This window comes from Streptomyces sp. CA-251387 (genome assembly GCF_050936625.1).
In the GTDB taxonomy this organism is placed as follows: Bacteria; Actinomycetota; Actinomycetes; order Streptomycetales; family Streptomycetaceae; genus Streptomyces.
Window position 1 is genome coordinate 5491627 of the sequence record NZ_JBNJMJ010000001.1, and the last position, 16413, is coordinate 5508039.

Here is a 16413-nt window from a genome sequence, read left to right on the forward strand (position 1 = left end):
GGTAACCCTTTTCCGCAGGCCTCCGCAGGTGAACGCCACGGTGCGCGAGGCACGTACGTCATGCAGCAAGCAGTTTCTTCGCTGCACGCCCGCCGCAGGAGCCGCCCGTGTCCACCCCGCTTCCCTCCTTCGCCCCCTCGGCCGCCTTCGACGACGCTCCCGGACCGACGCTGGTCCAGCCCGAGACGCGGCGGCTGGACGGGGCCGTACGGGAGGCGTACGTACCGCCGTTCGCGCCCCCGGTGACGCATGGGTCGCTCGCGGACCTGCCGTTCGACAACGCGGCCGCGGTTCCCGACGCGGTGGTGCTCAGCCGCAAGGGCGCGGACGGGCAGTGGGTGGACGTGACGGCGGCTCAGTTCGCCGAGCAGGTGCAGGCGGTGGCGAAGGGGCTGATCGCCGAGGGGCTGATGCCGGGCGACCGCATCGCCGTCATGGCGCGTACGCGCTACGAGTGGACGCTCCTCGACTTCGGCGCATGGGCGGCCGGTCTGGTGACGGTCCCCGTCTACCCCACCTCCTCCGTCTTCCAGACCCGCTGGATCCTCCAGGACTCGGGCGCGGTCGCCCTGGTCACCGAGACCGCCGCCCAGGCGGCCGCCCTCGGCCCCGAGCTGGACCGGGTGCCCGACCTGCGCCACATGTGGGTGATGGAGAAGGGCCATGTGGAGCGGCTGGCGGAGTCCGGCGCTCAGCAGCCGGACGGCGAGGTGGCCGTACGGCGCGGCATGCTGGCACCGGACACGCTGGCGACGCTCATCTACACCTCGGGCACCACGGGCCGGCCCAAGGGCTGCGCGCTCACGCACGGCAATTTCTTCGCCGAGGTGGACAACGCGATCGAGCTGCTCTACCCGATCTTCAAGGCGAGGACGAGCGAAGAGGCGTCGGTGCTGCTCTTCCTGCCCATGTCGCACGTCTTCGGCCGCATGGTGGCGGTGGCCTGTATCCGGGCCCGGGTCCGCCTGGGCCACGCGCCGAGCCTGAAGGCGGAGGACCTGCTGCCGGACCTGGCGGCCTTCCGCCCCACCTGCCTCCTGACGATCCCCTACATGCTGGAGAAGGTCTTCAACTCCGCCCGCGCCAAGGCCGAGACGGGCGGCCGGGTGTCGTCCTTCGACCGCGCGGCATCGGTGGCCGAGCGTTACGGCGAGGCGCTGGAGGCCCGGCAGGCGGGGACGGGCGCCGGCCCGGGCACGGCGCTCAAGACGGCCCGCGCCTTCTACGACCCCCTCGTCTACCGCCGTATCCGCAACGCGATGGGCGGCCGCGTGAAGTACGCGATCTGCGGCGGCTCACCGCTCGGCCGCCGCCTGGCCGCGTTCTACGCCGGTGCGGGCATCGAGATCTACGAGGGTTACGGCCTCACGGAGACGACCGGCGCGGCGACCGTGACGCCCCCGCTCAAGCCCCGCCTGGGCACGGTGGGCTGGCCCCTGCCCGGCACCCGGGTCCGCATCGCCGCGGACGGCGAGATCCTCGTCTCCGGCGAGCAGGTGCTGCGCGGCTACTGGGACCCGGCGGCGGGCGGCGTGGTCCCCGCGGCGGCCGAGGGCTGGCTGGCGACCGGCGACATCGGCGAACTCGACGACGAGGGCTACCTGACCATCACCGGCCGCAAGAAGGAGATGCTGATCACGGCGGGCGGCAAGAGCGTGGCCCCGGCGCCCCTGGAGAACTGGCTGCGCTCGCACCCCCTGATCTCGCAGTGCATCGTCCTCGGCGATCGCCGCCCCTATGTCTCCGCCCTGATCACCCTGGACATGGACGGCGTCTCCCACTGGCGCCGGATGAACGGCAAGCACCCGGTCCCCGCCGAACTCCTCGTCAACGACGACGAGTTGCGGGCGATCCTGCAACGCGCCGTGGACGAGGCCAACAAACTGGTGTCCCGCCCGGAGTCCATCCGCCGCTTCGCGATCCTGCCGACCGACTTCACGGAGATGGACGGCCATCTGACACCGTCCATGAAGCTGCGGCGGGAGGCGGTCCTGCGGGACTTCGCGGCGGAGGTGGAGGCGTTGTACGCCAAGTAGCGTGTGAGCCACGTCACTCTGCGGGGTGGAACTCGACGGCGGGTGTCGGCGAACAGCGGGAGACCATGACACCCGGTCTTCGAGGGATACGACATGAACCACAGAGGTAGGACGTGACGCTCGCGCCGAGCTCGGGCGCCGCCTTCGCCACGGCAACGGAGGCGGACGGCGGCTCCGACGGCTCGGTCATCGAACGATCCTGGGAGACGCCCGACGCGTTCGCCGTGATCTTCGACCGCTATGCCGACGACATCCACCGCTACATCGCACGACGTCTGGGCTCCGACACCGCCGACGACCTGATGGCGGAGACGTTCGTGATCGCCTTCCAGCGGCGCCGGCGCTACGACCTGTCGCACGCGCACGCCCGGCCCTGGCTGTACGGCATCGCCACCAACCTGATCGGCCGTCACCGCCGGGAGGAGGCCCGCCGGCTGCGGGCACTGTCCCGCATGGCGGCCCTGCCTCCGGGCCGGGAGGACAGCGGTCCCGAGGAGGCGGTCACCGAGAGGCTCGGAGCCTGGGAGACACACGGCACGGTGGCCGGCGCTCTCGCCGAACTGCCCGCCCGGTACCGGGACGTACTGCTGGTCGTCGCCTGGGGAGAGCTCGACTACGAGGAGGCCGCGCGGGCCTTGGGCGTACCCGTCGGCACGGTGCGCTCCCGCCTGCACAGAGCGCGCACCAGGCTGCGACGAACCCTGGGCGGACCGGAGCGCACCCCCTCGACCGCACATCGGAAGGAGACCGACCATGGATGAACTGACGATGGTGCGCGAATGGGACGGGGGCACCGCCTCGGACGGGCCCTCCGTCCAGGCCCGCGCCGACGCCCGGGCCCGCCTCCGAACCGCCATCGACGAGGAGTCCCGCAGCGCCGCGTCCCGCGGCCGTGCACTGAGCCGACGCGTCATGTTCCGTGCCTCGCTCGCCGGCCTGGGCGCGGCCGCGGTGGGCGTCGCCGTCGTCGTGGCACGCGGCGACGAGGACGACGGCACGCCCCGGCTGAGCACGGTCAGCGCGACGGAGGTGCTGCGCAGGGCCGCCGAGAGGTCACGCTCCCAGGGCAGCGATCTGCCGGTGCCGCGCAATGACCAGTACTTCTACACCAAGACCTACATCAGGCGGACGCCGGTGAAGGGCGGAAAGACCAGGACGTGGACCGACGAGAGCTGGATGTCGGTGGACGGTTCCAAGCCCTCCCTGCGTGAGGAGTACGGCAAGATCCACCACGACCCTCCGCTCGGCGAGCACGAGGTGAGATGGCCGCCCACGGTCTACTCCAAGCTCAAGGCGATGCCGACGGACCCCGACAAGCTCCTGGCCCAGTTCAGGTTCGGCGGCGAGAAGACGCCCGAGGCCGACCGGAATGCCTTCTTCGAGGGCTGCATGCTCATGATGGGCCCGCGTGTGATGCCCCCCGGCCTGCAGGCCGCCGCCTTCGAAGCGCTGTCGAAGCTGCCCCGGATCCGCCTGGACTACGACGACGTCGACGTCGTCGGCCGGAGCGCGGTCGGCGTCTCGTACCCCGGGGTGGACTGGACCTTCCTCTTCGATGGCCGGACGTACGACTACTTGGGCCTGCGGACCAAGGGCAGCGTGCCGAAGAAGGTGGGCAAGGACGAGTGGGTGCAGACCGGCTGGTACTGGGAGACCCGGACGCTGCAGGACCTCCAGGTGGTCGACCGCATCGGACAGCACGCCTGAGCCCGCGCGCCGCGCCGAAGGCCTCCCGGCTCGGGCTCAGCCCGACTGCTTGGCGGTCTTCAGCGCCCTGTCCAGCAGCCGGTCGGCCAGGTCCGTGAAGGCCGTGCTCAGGGGCTTGTCCGTGGTCCGCTGGGCGTAGGACTGGAACACCAGCGCGGCCGTGGCCTGGACAGCGGGGGAGACGCGGTCCGGCGCGAGGAGGAGCTGCTGCTGGAGCTGCACGGGCACGGGCCACTTCTTCGGCCAGGGCATCTTGGGCGGCTCGGGGCAGATGTCGTCCCCGACCTCCTTCACCACCTCGGCGGGCTTGCGCCCCGCCAGGCTGGCGGCGATGGTCGCCTCCGCCACCGAGACGGCCATGGTGCGGACGGCCGGCAACAGGCCGTCCGCGGGCGGGAGCGGCTGCGGGTTCAGCCGCACCCCGTCCGCGGGCGCCGAACGGAAGCCGAGGTCGAGACCGGGATCGCTGATCGGGTGGGGCGGGACCGGCGGCACGCTGATGGGGTGGGGCGGGACCGGCGGCTCGACGATCTCCCAGAGGCGGGGGTCGAGATGGGCCAGCATCTCCATGACCTCGACGGTCGACGCCGCACGCGAGACGGTTGCCATGGGGGCTCCCTTCCTGGAACTGGAACTCGGGTGACAGTGCGAGACCGTAGGTCGGGTGGGCACGACTGTTCGGGCATTGACCTGATCGAGGGCGCGCCCGTCAGCGGCGCGGCCACGCGCGGCGGCTCGGCACTACGGCAGGATCTCCAGCCGAACCGCGCTTTCGGTGCCCCGCAGGCCGTCGGTGAGGCAGTCCGTGGGCAGCTGCCCGGGCAGCGAGGTCACGGTCCGGCGTACGAGGTGACCTGCGCCGCGTCCCTCCACGACCCGGCCCGACTGCAGGACGACCAGGACGCCGGCGACGCGGGCGGTGGTGGCGCCGTCGATGACGATCAGCGACCGGCCGCCGTCGGCGTACTGCACGGTTTCGGTGCCCCGCGCGCCGGACAGCGAGACGCAGGACGCCGACGGCGCGACGGCGTGGAAGGAGCCGGCGGCCGGGGCCGTGTGCCCGGACGCGGTGCTGCAGACGTAGCGCACGTCCGCGCGGTTGTGGGTCTTACGGGGTTGGAGTGTGAGCGGCGGGTCATAGCGACTGACGGCGTCGCCCGTACAGGTGACGACACCAGCCTCGTGCCCGCCTGACGCGGCCTGACTGGCGGGCGCCCCCACCAGCGACGAGACCGTGAACACCAGGGACCCCAGCGTGACTGCCGTACCGCGCTTGCCGAACACATGCCCTCCCACACGTCGTGTGCCGCTACTGGTGCGTCAACTGCCCAGGCCAGCCCGCTGCTTCAGGCGCCTCGAAGCGCGCCGCCCGCGCACGCCCGCCCCGTGCGCCGCCGCGCACGCGTCTGCTCCAGGTGGGTCGCTTGGATCCCGGAACGCGCAGGGTAGGAAGCGCCGGATGATTCCTCGTCGAGCTGGAGCAGGCAGGCGCCGGCGCAGGAGCAGGAACCGATCAGGAGGAGACCCGAGTGAGCCGAACCACCCCCACCCCCACCCCCACCCCCACCGCCACCAGCACCGTCGCCGCAGCGACGACGGCGCGCGTGCGCGTGTTCGCCATGATGGACGCCGACGGGGACCAGGTCGTCACCCGGCACGACTACCTCTCCCGGATCGACCGGACCGTCCTGGCCACGGGGCGCACGGAGGACGATCCGCTCGTCGTCGCCGCCCGCGCGGAAGGGCTCAAAGCGTGGGGTGAGATGGACGCCGACGGCGACGGGAAGCTGACCTTCGACGAGTACAACGCCTGGGTGGGCGCCGACAAGTTCGACAACATCTGCCGGTTCGCGCTCGGCGCCCTCTTCGACCTCGCCGACGCGGACGGGGACGGCGCCCTGGACAAAGCGGAGTTCACGACACTGCGCACCGCACTGAACAACCCGCCCGGGAACGCCGCCGCCGCGTTCGACGCACTGGACACCGACGGTGACGGCCGGGTGGGCCGCGATGCGTACCTGGCGTCGATCCGCGCTTACATCGTGGGGGACAGTTCACCGATGGGAGAGGTTCTGTACTAGCGGGTGCGGCACTGTACTAGCGGGTGAGGTCGAGGAAGGGGACGCCTCGTCCCTCGTACGGTACGCAAAGGCGTCACGCAACTTGCGGCCCATGGCCGCGCTCTCCTCGTCCGTCACCTCGACGCCGAAGTGCTCGGCGAGGTAGGTGCGGGTCCGCTCGGCGCGCTCGCGGCGCTCTTCGTCGGTGAGGGTGGATTCCGCGAATTCCTGCACGAGTGATCGGATCGATGTACCGCCTCGACCCCAGCCGGATCACGGGGATCGGGGCAGCCGCCCTTGTTCTTCAGCGACTGGAGTACGGCCACACCATCTGACGGAGATCACGGAAGCCGGAACTTGAAGAGGGACAGCCGGCGACCGCCATTTGGCCGCTCGATGCGCCCACCCGCAGGCGACACCGCGCGCCGCGTCCGACGCGCAACAGGTAGCAGGGCAGCAGTATCTCGCAGAGGCGCCAAGGCCCTCGTCCAGCTGAGGGAGTTGTTATGCCGTCGATTGCCGTGAACGGGACAGACATCTACTACGAGCTCCGGGGAAATGGCCCATCGGTGCTTTTCATCTCCGGCGCGACCGGCGATGCCGGACACTTCGACCGAGTCGCGGACTTGCTCGCCGATGAATTCACGGTGGTCACCTACGACAGGCGTGGCAACTCCCGCAGCCCCCGCCCCAGTGGGTGGGAGACGACCTCAGTAGCTGAGCAGGCCGACGACGCCGCAGCACTTCTTACCGCGCTCGCGCTCGCTCCCGCCGCTGTGTTCGGCAACAGCTACGGGGCGATCCTCGCCCTCGACCTGCTCCTCCGCCATCCCGGCGTCGTCCGCGGCGCGGTCCTGCACGAGCCTCCGCTGCTCTCAGTACTGGAGAACCCAGGCGAGGTCCAGGCCGCAGTCGGGTCGGTCGTCGAAGCAGGCATGGCGGCCGGAGGCCCTCCGGAAGCCGTAGGACGCTTCATCCGATTCTTCGCGGGCGACGACAACTGGGATCGCCTGGACCCAGACCTGCGCCACAGGATGGTCTCAAACGGGGAGACCCTCTTCAGCGTCGAGATGGGGACATTCGAGCCCTACCGCCCTGACGACGCGACGATCGCCGGCGTCGCCGCCCCTACCCAGGTCCTGCTCAGCCAGGAATCACCGGATTTCTACAATGAAGTCGCCTCCTGGCTCGCCGCCCGACTCGGGGTGGAGGTAGCGCACACCCCGGGCACGCACACACCGCAGTGGGACCACCCCGAGGAACTCGTCCACACCATCAGGCCATTCCTGCGCGCACCCTCGTAGCTAGAAGGACGCCGGCCATCCAACCACCGTCGGCGGATGCGGCGGGGCGCGGAATTCCGGTTCGAGCACGGTTCGGCCGGTGGTCGGCCGACGCGGCCACCTCCTCGGAGCTGGCGTTCACCGCGGCCGACGTATGTGACCTCATCCAGCGGATCAAGGCCGACGGCGGCGCGGACGTGGCCGAGATCGCGCTTCCTGAGCGTTGTTGGGATTCGCCCTCAAGCGCGCGGATGAGTAATTGAACAGCAAACGGTTGCGGTCTCGTTACGACAACCGCTTGACGTGACATGCCCTGGCCGCGTTGGCTACCGCCAACCCGGGTAGCAACGCCGCTCCTCCGCTCGGAAGGCCCCGCACGTGAACGCTCGTACCCCCCACCCGTCCGCTGCACGCCGCCTCGGCATAGCCCTCGCCGCATCCGCCTCGGCCCTGTCGCTCGCGGCGTGCGGTGTCGTCGACGGCATCGGGGGCGGTGACAGCTCCGCGTCGCCGGAGAAGGGCGACGACATCACGGTGGGGCTGCTGCTGCCCGACAAGGACACGGCGCGCTTCGAGAAGTTCGACTACCCGCTCATCAAGAAGGAAGTCGCCTCCCTCACCCACAACAAGGGCAAGGTCGCATACGCCAACGCCGAGGCCAGCCCGGACAAGCAGAGCCGGCAGTTCCAGCAGATGATCGACGACCGGGTGGACGTCATCCTGGTCGACGCGCTGGACGCCAAGGCCATCGCCTCGGACGTGCAGAAGGCCAAGGACGCGGGCATTCCGGTCATCGCCTACGACCGGCTCGCCGAGGGGCCGATCGATGCGTACGTCTCCCACGACAACGAGCTCGTCGGCGAGGTGCAGGGCCGCTCCCTCGTCGAGGAACTCGGCTCGAAGGCGGCGTCCAGCAAGGTCGTCATGATGAACGGCGACCCCGCCGACCCGAACACGGCCCGGTTCAAGGAGGGCGCGCTCGACGAGCTGGAGGGCGAGGTCGACATCGTCAAGCGGTACGACACCGACAAGTGGTCGCCCGAGGTGGCGAAGAAGAACATGCAGCGAGCGATCGCCTCCGTCGGGCTCGGCAACATCGCCGCCGTGTACTCGGCGAACGACGGCATGGCGGGCGCGGTCATCGACGCGCTGAAGGAGGCCGGCGCCACCGAGATCCCGCCGGTGACCGGGCAGGACGCGAACCTGGACGCGATCCAGCGGATCGTCGCGGGAGAGCAGTTCATGACGGTCTACAAGCCGTTCGCGCAGGAGGCGACCAACGCCGCGAAGATGGCCGTGTACAAGGTCCAGGGGCGTGACATCGAGTTCGACGCGCTGACCCAGGACTCGGTCAGCAGCGCGTCGCAGGACGACATTCCGGCGCAGCTGGTGGCGGTGGTCGCCGTCACCCGGAAGAACATCGAGGACACCGTGATCCGGGACGGCGTCTACGCCGTCAAGGACATCTGCACCGCCGAGTACGCGGCGGACTGCGCGGCGATCGGCCTCAAGTAGGCCGAAGCGAGCCGGCGGTGCCGGGAGCGCGCCTGCCTCGTCAGCCCTGCGTGCCTCGCCGGTACCCCTCCACCAGGTCCGCGAACGCCCTGGCCGGCGGGCTGAGCGCATCCCAGCGCCGCACCGCCCAGCCGACGGGGAGGGGCCGCAGGGCGGGGACCGGGATCAGGCGAAGGTCACCGTTCCCGTCGTCGCCCTCGCCGGCGACGGGCAGCCCTGGCAGCGCGGGCACGATCGCCCGCCCCACCCCCAGCTCGGCCAGCAGCAACGCCGTGTCCCAGTCCGCGACGCTCGTGTCGTGCGCGAGCCGGACGCCCGACTCCGCGCAGGCCGCGTCCAGATGAGCGGCCGACGCGGAGTTCGGCGGCAGCCGGATCAGCCGTACGTCCCGCAGGTCGGCGCCGACATCGACGTACGGCCGCTCGGCCAGCGGATCGTCGGCCCGCACCGCCAGCACCCACGGCAGCTCCACCACCGGCCGCTGCTCGATGCCGCGTACCGGCGGGCCGAGAGTGATCCAGGCCAGGTCGAGCGTGCCGTCGGCCAGCGTGTCGAAGCTGCCGCGGCCCGAACTCACCGTGCGGAACTCCAGGTTGACCCGGGGATGCCGGCGGCGGTACGCGACGACCGCCTCCGACATGAAGTGCCGTACGGTCGTCGCGCCCGTCGCCACGCGCACGTACCCGCTCTCGCCGGCGACGAGATCCCGCAGCTGCCGTATCGCCAGATCCAGCCCGGATATGCCCTCGGCGGCGGCCGCCTCCAGCACCCGCCCCGCCTGCGTCGGTACGACGCCCCGAGGCTGCCGCTCCAGCAACGCGACCCCGGTCTCCCGCTCCAGCCGCTTCACGTGCTGACTCACCGCGGACTGGGTGCACCCCAGCTCCCGCGCCACCGAGCTCAGGCTTCCGGCCCGGCACACGGCCACGAACACCCGCAGATCATCAAGGGTCACAACCCCCAAGCTACCACTTGGAGTTGGGAACAAATCCCAAGGATTGACTGCACTCTGACCGGTGTACGACGATCCTTCACGGGCCCGGGCGGCAACCCGCTCCACGCCCTCGCCGGAGTCCGGACCAGCGCGGGGGAGGGAGCGGGTGCCGACCCAAGACGACCGGACGACCGGACGACCGGGACGACCGGATGCGCCGAAAGGACGGCACGTGCCGATTCCCGCCGCTCAGGCCGAGTCCCTGCTGAAGGACCTCGGCGCCGCAGACATCCCGCACCCGGGAGGCACCCTCCTCGCTCACCTGCGTCGGGTGCGGACTCGCCTCGCCGCCTGGAACGCCCGCCCGGCGCTTCAACTCGCAGGCGTCTGCCATGCGTTCTACGGGACGGACGGCTTCCCGACGGCCCTGCTGCCCCTCGACCGTCGTGGCGATCTGGTGGGGGCGATCGGCGCGGAGGCGGAGGCGATCGTCTACTTCTACGGCGCCTGCGACCGCAAGGCCACGTATCCGGTCCTCGCGGACCAGGGCTCCGAGGTCCGCGATCGCTTCACGGGCCGGTGGCACACCCCGGGCGTGCGTCTGCGCCGCGACTTCGCCGAGATCACCGCCGCCAACGAACTCGACCTCGCCGACCACGATCCGAAGTTCCGTGAACAGTACGGCGCCGACCTGTTCTCCTTGTTCAGTCGCTTCCGGCCGCTGCTGAGTGAGCCGGCCTGGAAAGACTGTCTGACCCTTGACTTCACAGGGCGGTCGCGTCACATTCGCATTTCTGACACATCGTCAGGGCGGGTGGACGGTCCAGAACGGGAGCGGCGACATGAACGGTGACGTGAACCCCTCGCGAAGACACGTACTCACCGCGGGCGCCGCGGGCACGGCCACAGCCCTTGTGGGCACATCCCAACAGGGCGCACACGCCGTCGACTTGCCCCTCCTCGGCACCTACGACGTCGTCGTCATCGGCTCCGGAGCCGCCGGCATGACCGCCGCCCTCACCGCCGCCCGGCAGGGACTGAGCTGTGTGGTGCTGGAGAAGGCGGCCACCTTCGGCGGGTCCGCCGCCCGGTCCGGTGCCGGGATCTGGATTCCCAACAACTCCGTGATCCTCGCGGCGGGCGTGCCGGACACGCCCGCGAAGGCGGCCACTTACCTCGCCGCCGTGGTCGGCCCGGACGTTTCCGCCGACCGGCAGCGGGCCTTCCTCGCCCACGGCCCGGCGATGCTCTCCTTCGTCATGGCCAACAGCCCGCTCCGGTTCCGCTGGATGGAGGGGTACAGCGACTACTACCCCGAGCTGCCCGGAGGCCTCCCGAACGGCCGCTCCGTCGAGCCCGACCAGCTCGACGGCAACCTCCTCGGCGCCGAACTGGCCCGGCTGAACCCGCCGTACATGAAGGTGCCCGCCGGCATGGTCGTCTTCAGCGCCGACTACAAGTGGTTGGCCCTGGCCGCGGTGAGCGCCAAGGGGGCCGCCGTGGCGGCGGAGTGTCTCGCGCGCGGTACGGCTGCCGCCCTGCGCGGGGAGAAGCCGCTGACCATGGGGCAGTCGCTGGCGGCTGGGCTGCGGCTGGGACTGCGGTCCGCCGGGGTGCCGGTGTGGCTCGACACGCCGCTCACCGAGCTGTACGTCGAGGGCGGCGCCGTGAGCGGAGCCGTGGTGACCCGGGGCGGCAGTCCCGCCCTGGTCCGCGCCCGCAGGGGCGTGATCGTCGGCTCCGGCGGCTTCGAGCACAACGCGGCGATGCGCGAGCGCTACCAGCGCGCGCCCATCGGCACGGACTGGACGGTGGGCGCGAAGGAGAACACCGGCGACGGCATCCGGGCCGGGCAGCGGATCGGCGCCGCCCTCGGCCTCATGGACGACGCCTGGTGGGGCCCGGCGATCCCGCTCCCCGACCAGCCGTACTTCTGCCTCGCCGAACGCACCCTCCCCGGCAGCCTGCTGATCAACGCCGCCGGCACCCGCTTCGTCAACGAGGCCGCCCCCTACAGCGACGTCGTCCACACCATGTACGACGTCAACGACACCAGCCCCGCCATCCCGTCCTGGCTGATCGTCGACCAGAACTACCGGAACCGGTATCTCTTCAAGGACGTCGCCCCCACCCTGCCCTTCCCCGCCGGCTGGTACGACTCGGGCGCCGCGCACAAGGCGTGGACCCTGGACGCGCTCGCCGCCTCGATCGGCGTCCCGGCGACGGCCCTGCGGACGACGGTGGACCGCTTCAACTCCCAGGCACTGAAGGGGAACGACCGCGACTTCCACCGGGGCGACAGCGCCTACGACCACTACTACACGGACCCGTCGGTCCTCCCCAACTCCTGCCTGGCCCCGCTCTGGCTCCCCCCGTACCACGCCTTCCGGATCGTCCCCGGCGACCTGGGCACGAAGGGCGGTCTCGTCACGGACGCCCGCGCCCGCGTGCTGCGGGAGGACGGCTCGGTGATCCCCGGCCTGTACGCCGCCGGGAACGCGAGCGTGGCCGTGATGGGGCATAGCTACGCGGGGGCCGGTTCGACGATCGGCCCGGCGATGACGTTCGGGTACATCGCGGCGCGGGACATCGCCGGGCTGCCCGGATGACGTCCTCCTTCCACACGGACGGGCACACGGACGGGGCACACGAACAGGGCACACGAACGGGGCGGCGCACTCCGACGGGGTGTCGGTGTGCGCCGCCCTGGGGTGGGACGTGTTGCGGAGGTGGCCCGCGCTGTCATGGCGGTTACTTCGGGTCGTCGTTGAACCTCGCGGTCGACCAGAAGTAGCCGAGCACCGCGAGGCCCAGGCACCAGGCGACGGCGAGCCATCCGTTGTGGCCGATCTCGGTGCCGAGCAGGAGCCCGCGCAGGGTCTCGATGGCCGGGGTGAACGGCTGGTACTCGGCGATCGGCTGGAACCAGCCGGGCATGGAGTCGACCGGGACGAACGTGCTGGAGATCAGCGGCAGGAAGATCAGCGGCATCGCGTTGTTGCTGGCCGCCTCGGCGTTCGGGCTGACCAGGCCCATGCCGACGGCGATCCAGGTGAGCGCCGTGGCGAAGAGCACGAGCAGCCCGAACGCCGCCAGCCACTCCAGAGCTGTCGCGCCGGTGGAGCGGAAGCCGATGGCCACGCCGACGGCACCGACGAGGACCACGCTGGCGACCGACTGCAGGACGCTGCCGATGACGTGCCCGACGAGCACGGCACTGCGGTGGATCGCCATCGTGCGGAAGCGGGCGATGATGCCCTCGGTCATGTCCATGGAGACGGAGACCGCGGTGCCGATCGTGGTAGAGCCGATGGTCATCAGCAGCAGGCCCGGTACGAGGTAAGCGATGTAGGCGGAGCGGTCCGGGCCGCCGCTGATGCCCGCGCTCATGGTGTCGCCGAAGATGTAGACGAAGAGCAACAGCAGCATGATCGGCGTGAGCAGCAGGTTCAGCGTGAGGGAGGGGTAGCGTCGGGCGTGCAGGAGGTTGCGGCGCAGCATGGTGGTCGAGTCGCGTACGGCGAGGGAGAGGGTGCTCATCGTGCGGCCTCCTTGGGCTGGTTCGGCTGGTTGGTGACGTCGGTGCTGCCGGTCAGGGCGAAGAAGACGTCGTCGAGGTCGGGGGTGTGCACGGTCAGCTCGTCGGCTTCGATGCCGGTGGAGTCCAGCCAGTCGAGGAGGGAGCGCAGTTCGCGCTGGCTGCCGTCGGAGGGGATCTGCAGTGCGAGCGAGTCGTCGTCCCGGGTGACCTCGCGTAGTGCGGAGGCGGCGTGGTGGTAGGCGGCGGGGTCGGTGAAGCGGAGCCGTATGTGGCCGCCGGGGACGATCCTCTTGAGCTGTTCGGCGGTGCCGTGGGCGGCGATGTTGCCGTTGTGGAGGACGGCGATGCGGTCGGCGAGTTCGTCGGCCTCTTCCAGGTACTGGGTGGTGAGGAGGACGGTGACGCCGCTGGTGACGAGTTCGCGGATGATCTGCCACATGTTGTGGCGGGAGCGTGGGTCGAGGCCGGTGGTGGGTTCGTCGAGGAAGATGATCCGGGGGTTGCCGACCAGGGTCATGGCGATGTCGAGGCGGCGCTTCATGCCGCCGGAGTAGGTGGAGGCGGGCTTCGTGGCGGCCTCGGTGAGGTCGAAGCGGTGCAGTAGCTCGGCGGTGACCTGTCGTCCCTCGCGCTTGGGCAGGTGGTGCAGGTCGGCCATGAGGAGCATGTTCTCCTCGCCGGTGATCAGGCCGTCGACCGCGGAGAACTGCCCGGTGACACCGATCGCGGCACGTACGGCCTGCGGGTCGGTGGCGAGGTCGTGGCCCGCGACCTGGGCCTGACCGCCGTCGGCGGAGATGAGGGTGGAGAGGATCTTCACGGCGGTGGTCTTGCCGGCACCGTTCGGGCCGAGCAGGGAGAAGATCGTTCCTTCCGGGACGGCCAGGTCGATGCCGTCGAGGACGGTCTTGTCGCCGTAGGACTTGCGCAGCCCGTTCGCCGCGATGGCCAGATCGGTCATGAGGAGTGCTCCTTTGAGGTCTACAGGCTGCGGGCGGTGATGTCGCCGTGGGAGGTGGTCGCGCGGATGGTCAGGCCGGCGTCGGCGCCGTCGGTGTTCTTGAGCGCGTTGTGGATGCGGCCGTAACCGGTGCTGGCGTCCAGGGAGGCGGACACCCCGTGGGCGGCGTCGATGGACACGTCGCCCATCTGGGTGGTCAGCACGACCGTGCCGTGCACCGCCTCGGCGATCCGGATGTCGCCCTTCTGGGTGTTGATCTGTGCGGAGCCGCCCAGGCGGCCCACCGAGACGTCACCGTCGAGGACGGTGAGGCGGGCGCTCGCGGTCTCGTCGAGCTTGACCGGGCCCTGCGCGCCCTCGAAGGTGACGTCGCCGAGCCGTCCGACGCCGCGGAACTCGGCGCTGGCCGCCTTGGCCTCGATGTGGGAGCCGGCGGGCAGCTGGACGGTCACCTCGATGGATCCGGAGGGGCCGAGGTACTGGTTCCGCGCCGCCGGGCCGTCGATCCGCAGGACGCCGTCGCCGTATTCGACCGTGGTCTGCTCAGCCGCCTTTACGTCGCGGCTCTTCGAGGCGTTTGCGGGCAGGACCTCGACGGTGGTGTCGGCCCGGTCGGCGGCGATGAAGCGGACGCGTCCGGCGGGGATGTCGAGGACGGCGGAGATCGGGGCGGGGGTGTTGAACGTCTGCATCGTGCGCTCCTGTGTTCGTCGTTGTTTCTGACGATGGAAACGCTACGTTGCGTTCGAGGATCTGGCAACGAGTTCATTGCATCTAAATCAGATAGGAGCAGGTCAGAGTCGAAGTATCGTTGCAATGATCCTGACGAGTAATGCAACTAACCGCGGCTACGCGTTGCAATGGAGTAGCGGTGAACGCTATGCTGACGGCACCACGGAGCACTAAGGAGACCGCGATGCCGGGAGGCAGGCTCACCCAGCAGGAACGTCAGCAGATCGCGCTGGGACTGGCCGACGGCCTCGCCTACGCGGAGATCGCCAGACGCCTCGACCGCCCGACCTCGACCATCACGCGCGAGGTCATGCGCAACGGCGGCCCCACCGCCTACCGCGCCGACCTCGCCCACCGCGCCACCGAACGCCGCGCCCACCGGCGCAGGCAGGCCGCGCCCCGGGGGCCGGAGGCGCCGCCGCAGGCCAATGGACGCGACGCCGAGGCCGTGCGTGAGTACGAGGAGACGTTGACCACCGTCTTCATGCAGTCGGGCATGCCCAAGATGATGGCCAGGGTGCACGCCTGTCTCACCATCAGCGACACGGGCAGCCTCACCGCGTCCGAACTCGTCCAGCGCCTCCAGGTGAGCCCGGCGTCCATCTCCAAAGCGGTCGCGTTCCTCGAGAGTCAAGGCCTCGTTCGCCGGGAACGCGACGAACGCCGCCGCGAGCGCTACGTCGTCGACGACGACATCATGTACCAGTCGATGATGGCCAGCGCCCGCGCCATCGCCCAGGTCGCCGAGACCGCACGACAGGGCGTCGGCGTCCTCGGTTCCGGCACCCCGGCGGCCACCCGACTCGAGAGCATGGCCCGCTTCCTGGACTTCGTCTCCGAGAGCACCGCCCGCGCCGCGGACCAGGCCCGCGACATCCTCCACACCAAGCCCGACACGGCGGCGGGCGGCAGTGCCGAGCCAGGTTCAGATCGCTGACGGACAGCCTCTCAAGGCTCACCGAGGCTTCCGCGCGATCAGGAACGCCTGCTGGCACGTCTCGTCGAGCGCCGGGTCCGGTTCGCGCACCGTCCGGGACACCAGGGCGAAGCCGGCCGCCGTCAGCAGGTCGGCGATGTGCTCCGGACGGCGACGTTGGAAGGTGAGCGAGACCGGGTGACCGAAGGGCCGGTCGTGGTGCCGGTGCTGGTCGCCGGCCTGGAAGGCGACGAGCAACGGCGCGCCGGGGGCCAGGACGCGGTGGAACTCGGCGAAGAGGGCCGGGAGTTGATCCACGGGGGTGTGGATGGAGGAGTAGAAGGACAGCGCGCCGGCCAGAGTGCCGTCGGGAACATCCAGCTCCAGCATCGACCCCTGCTCGAACCGCAGCTCCGGGTTCTCGCGGCGGGCGATCGCGAGCATCGACTCCGACAGATCGACCCCGAACACCGGCAGCCCCAGCGCGGCGAGGCGGGCGGTCGTCCGGCCAGGACCGCAGCCCAGGTCGGCCACCGGGCCGTCCCCTTCGACGAGTTCGGCGAACACAGCCAGCACCGCCCGCTCCAGGGGCCTGTTCGCCAGCTCGTTCCGGAAGAGGTCCGCGTAGTCCTCGGCGATGGCGTCGTAGAAGGTGCGGGTGGTGGCGAGGAAGTCGGCTTCGGTCATGGCCGGGGACCCTAGCGAAGCCGGTGGCTACTCGCCGCTCC

At 70.5% G+C, this 16413-nt stretch carries 16 protein-coding genes; 9 read left to right on the forward strand and 7 right to left on the reverse strand.

All coding sequences use genetic code 11. From position 1 onward, the window contains the following. Positions 1 to 107 precede the first annotated feature (107 nt). From ACQEV2_RS24640 to ACQEV2_RS24650, 3 genes are all read left to right on the forward strand, one after another. Positions 108 to 2036, forward strand: a complete 1929-nt coding sequence (locus tag ACQEV2_RS24640; protein ID WP_433045427.1) for an AMP-dependent synthetase/ligase — start codon at positions 108 to 110, stop codon at positions 2034 to 2036. Positions 2037 to 2149: 113 nt separating this feature from the next. After that, entirely contained in the window at positions 2150 to 2797 is a 648-nt protein-coding gene (locus ACQEV2_RS24645; protein WP_433045430.1) for an RNA polymerase sigma factor, read from the forward strand. After that, on the forward strand, positions 2790 to 3743 hold the full coding sequence (locus ACQEV2_RS24650; RefSeq protein WP_433045433.1) for a CU044_5270 family protein: 954 nt from the start codon (positions 2790 to 2792) through the stop codon (positions 3741 to 3743). The genes ACQEV2_RS24645 and ACQEV2_RS24650 overlap by 8 nt, the downstream gene beginning before the upstream one ends. Before the next feature lie 36 nt (positions 3744 to 3779). On the opposite strand, the gene ACQEV2_RS24655 is transcribed toward ACQEV2_RS24650, so the two are convergent. Together ACQEV2_RS24655 and ACQEV2_RS24660 are read right to left on the reverse strand one after the other, a co-directional pair. Continuing rightward, the gene (locus tag ACQEV2_RS24655) at positions 3780 to 4352 is read right to left on the reverse strand and encodes a hypothetical protein (protein ID WP_433045436.1); all 573 of its coding nucleotides are present in this window, start codon (positions 4350 to 4352) and stop codon (positions 3780 to 3782) included. 132 nt (positions 4353 to 4484) lie between these two features. Further along, positions 4485 to 5027 carry a hypothetical protein gene (locus ACQEV2_RS24660; RefSeq protein ID WP_433045439.1) on the reverse strand — a complete coding sequence of 181 codons (543 nt, stop codon included), beginning with the start codon at positions 5025 to 5027 and terminating at the stop codon, positions 4485 to 4487. Positions 5028 to 5272: 245 nt separating this feature from the next. Between ACQEV2_RS24660 and ACQEV2_RS24665 the strand changes: the two genes are divergently transcribed. The 3 genes from ACQEV2_RS24665 to ACQEV2_RS24675 all read left to right on the forward strand — a co-directional run bounded on the left by ACQEV2_RS24665 (position 5273) and on the right by ACQEV2_RS24675 (position 8601). Then, entirely contained in the window at positions 5273 to 5824 is a 552-nt protein-coding gene (locus ACQEV2_RS24665; RefSeq protein WP_433045442.1) for an EF-hand domain-containing protein, read from the forward strand. A gap of 485 nt (positions 5825 to 6309) precedes the next feature. Then, positions 6310 to 7107, forward strand: a complete 798-nt coding sequence (locus ACQEV2_RS24670) for an alpha/beta fold hydrolase (RefSeq protein WP_433045445.1) — start codon at positions 6310 to 6312, stop codon at positions 7105 to 7107. 357 nt (positions 7108 to 7464) lie between these two features. Beyond that, positions 7465 to 8601 (forward strand): sugar ABC transporter substrate-binding protein, encoded by a 1137-nt coding sequence (locus ACQEV2_RS24675; protein WP_433045448.1) that lies wholly within the window; start codon positions 7465 to 7467, stop codon positions 8599 to 8601. 40 nt (positions 8602 to 8641) lie between these two features. On the opposite strand, the gene ACQEV2_RS24680 is transcribed toward ACQEV2_RS24675, so the two are convergent. After that, the gene (locus tag ACQEV2_RS24680; RefSeq protein ID WP_433045451.1) at positions 8642 to 9556 is read right to left on the reverse strand and encodes a LysR family transcriptional regulator; all 915 of its coding nucleotides are present in this window, start codon (positions 9554 to 9556) and stop codon (positions 8642 to 8644) included. A gap of 211 nt (positions 9557 to 9767) precedes the next feature. On the opposite strand from ACQEV2_RS24680, the gene ACQEV2_RS24685 reads away from it, so the two are divergent. Further along, positions 9768 to 10388: a DUF6817 domain-containing protein gene (locus ACQEV2_RS24685; protein ID WP_433045454.1), complete on the forward strand. Its 621-nt coding sequence runs from the start codon at positions 9768 to 9770 to the stop codon at positions 10386 to 10388. Further along, a complete protein-coding gene (gene kstD / locus ACQEV2_RS24690; protein WP_433045457.1) occupies positions 10378 to 12144 on the forward strand; it encodes a 3-oxosteroid 1-dehydrogenase in 1767 nt (588 codons plus the stop codon). The genes ACQEV2_RS24685 and kstD overlap by 11 nt, the downstream gene beginning before the upstream one ends. Positions 12145 to 12286: 142 nt before the next feature. Here kstD and ACQEV2_RS24695 read toward each other — a convergent pair whose 3' ends face one another. The 3 genes from ACQEV2_RS24695 to ACQEV2_RS24705 are packed head-to-tail and all read right to left on the reverse strand — an operon-like array spanning position 12287 to position 14729. Beyond that, entirely contained in the window at positions 12287 to 13075 is a 789-nt protein-coding gene (locus ACQEV2_RS24695; protein ID WP_433045460.1) for an ABC transporter permease, read from the reverse strand. Then, positions 13072 to 14037: an ATP-binding cassette domain-containing protein gene (locus ACQEV2_RS24700; protein ID WP_433045463.1), complete on the reverse strand. Its 966-nt coding sequence runs from the start codon at positions 14035 to 14037 to the stop codon at positions 13072 to 13074. The genes ACQEV2_RS24695 and ACQEV2_RS24700 overlap by 4 nt, the downstream gene beginning before the upstream one ends. Before the next feature lie 20 nt (positions 14038 to 14057). Continuing rightward, complete coding sequence (locus tag ACQEV2_RS24705; protein WP_433045466.1) at positions 14058 to 14729, reverse strand: DUF4097 family beta strand repeat-containing protein; 672 nt, start codon at positions 14727 to 14729, stop codon at positions 14058 to 14060. A gap of 224 nt (positions 14730 to 14953) precedes the next feature. On the opposite strand from ACQEV2_RS24705, the gene ACQEV2_RS24710 reads away from it, so the two are divergent. Continuing rightward, positions 14954 to 15706 (forward strand): helix-turn-helix domain-containing protein, encoded by a 753-nt coding sequence (locus ACQEV2_RS24710; RefSeq protein WP_433045469.1) that lies wholly within the window; start codon positions 14954 to 14956, stop codon positions 15704 to 15706. Between the two features lie 18 nt (positions 15707 to 15724). Here the strand turns inward: ACQEV2_RS24710 and ACQEV2_RS24715 are convergent, their stop codons facing one another. Beyond that, positions 15725 to 16372 carry a class I SAM-dependent DNA methyltransferase gene (locus ACQEV2_RS24715; RefSeq protein ID WP_433045472.1) on the reverse strand — a complete coding sequence of 216 codons (648 nt, stop codon included), beginning with the start codon at positions 16370 to 16372 and terminating at the stop codon, positions 15725 to 15727. Between the last annotated feature and the right edge of the window lie 41 nt (positions 16373 to 16413).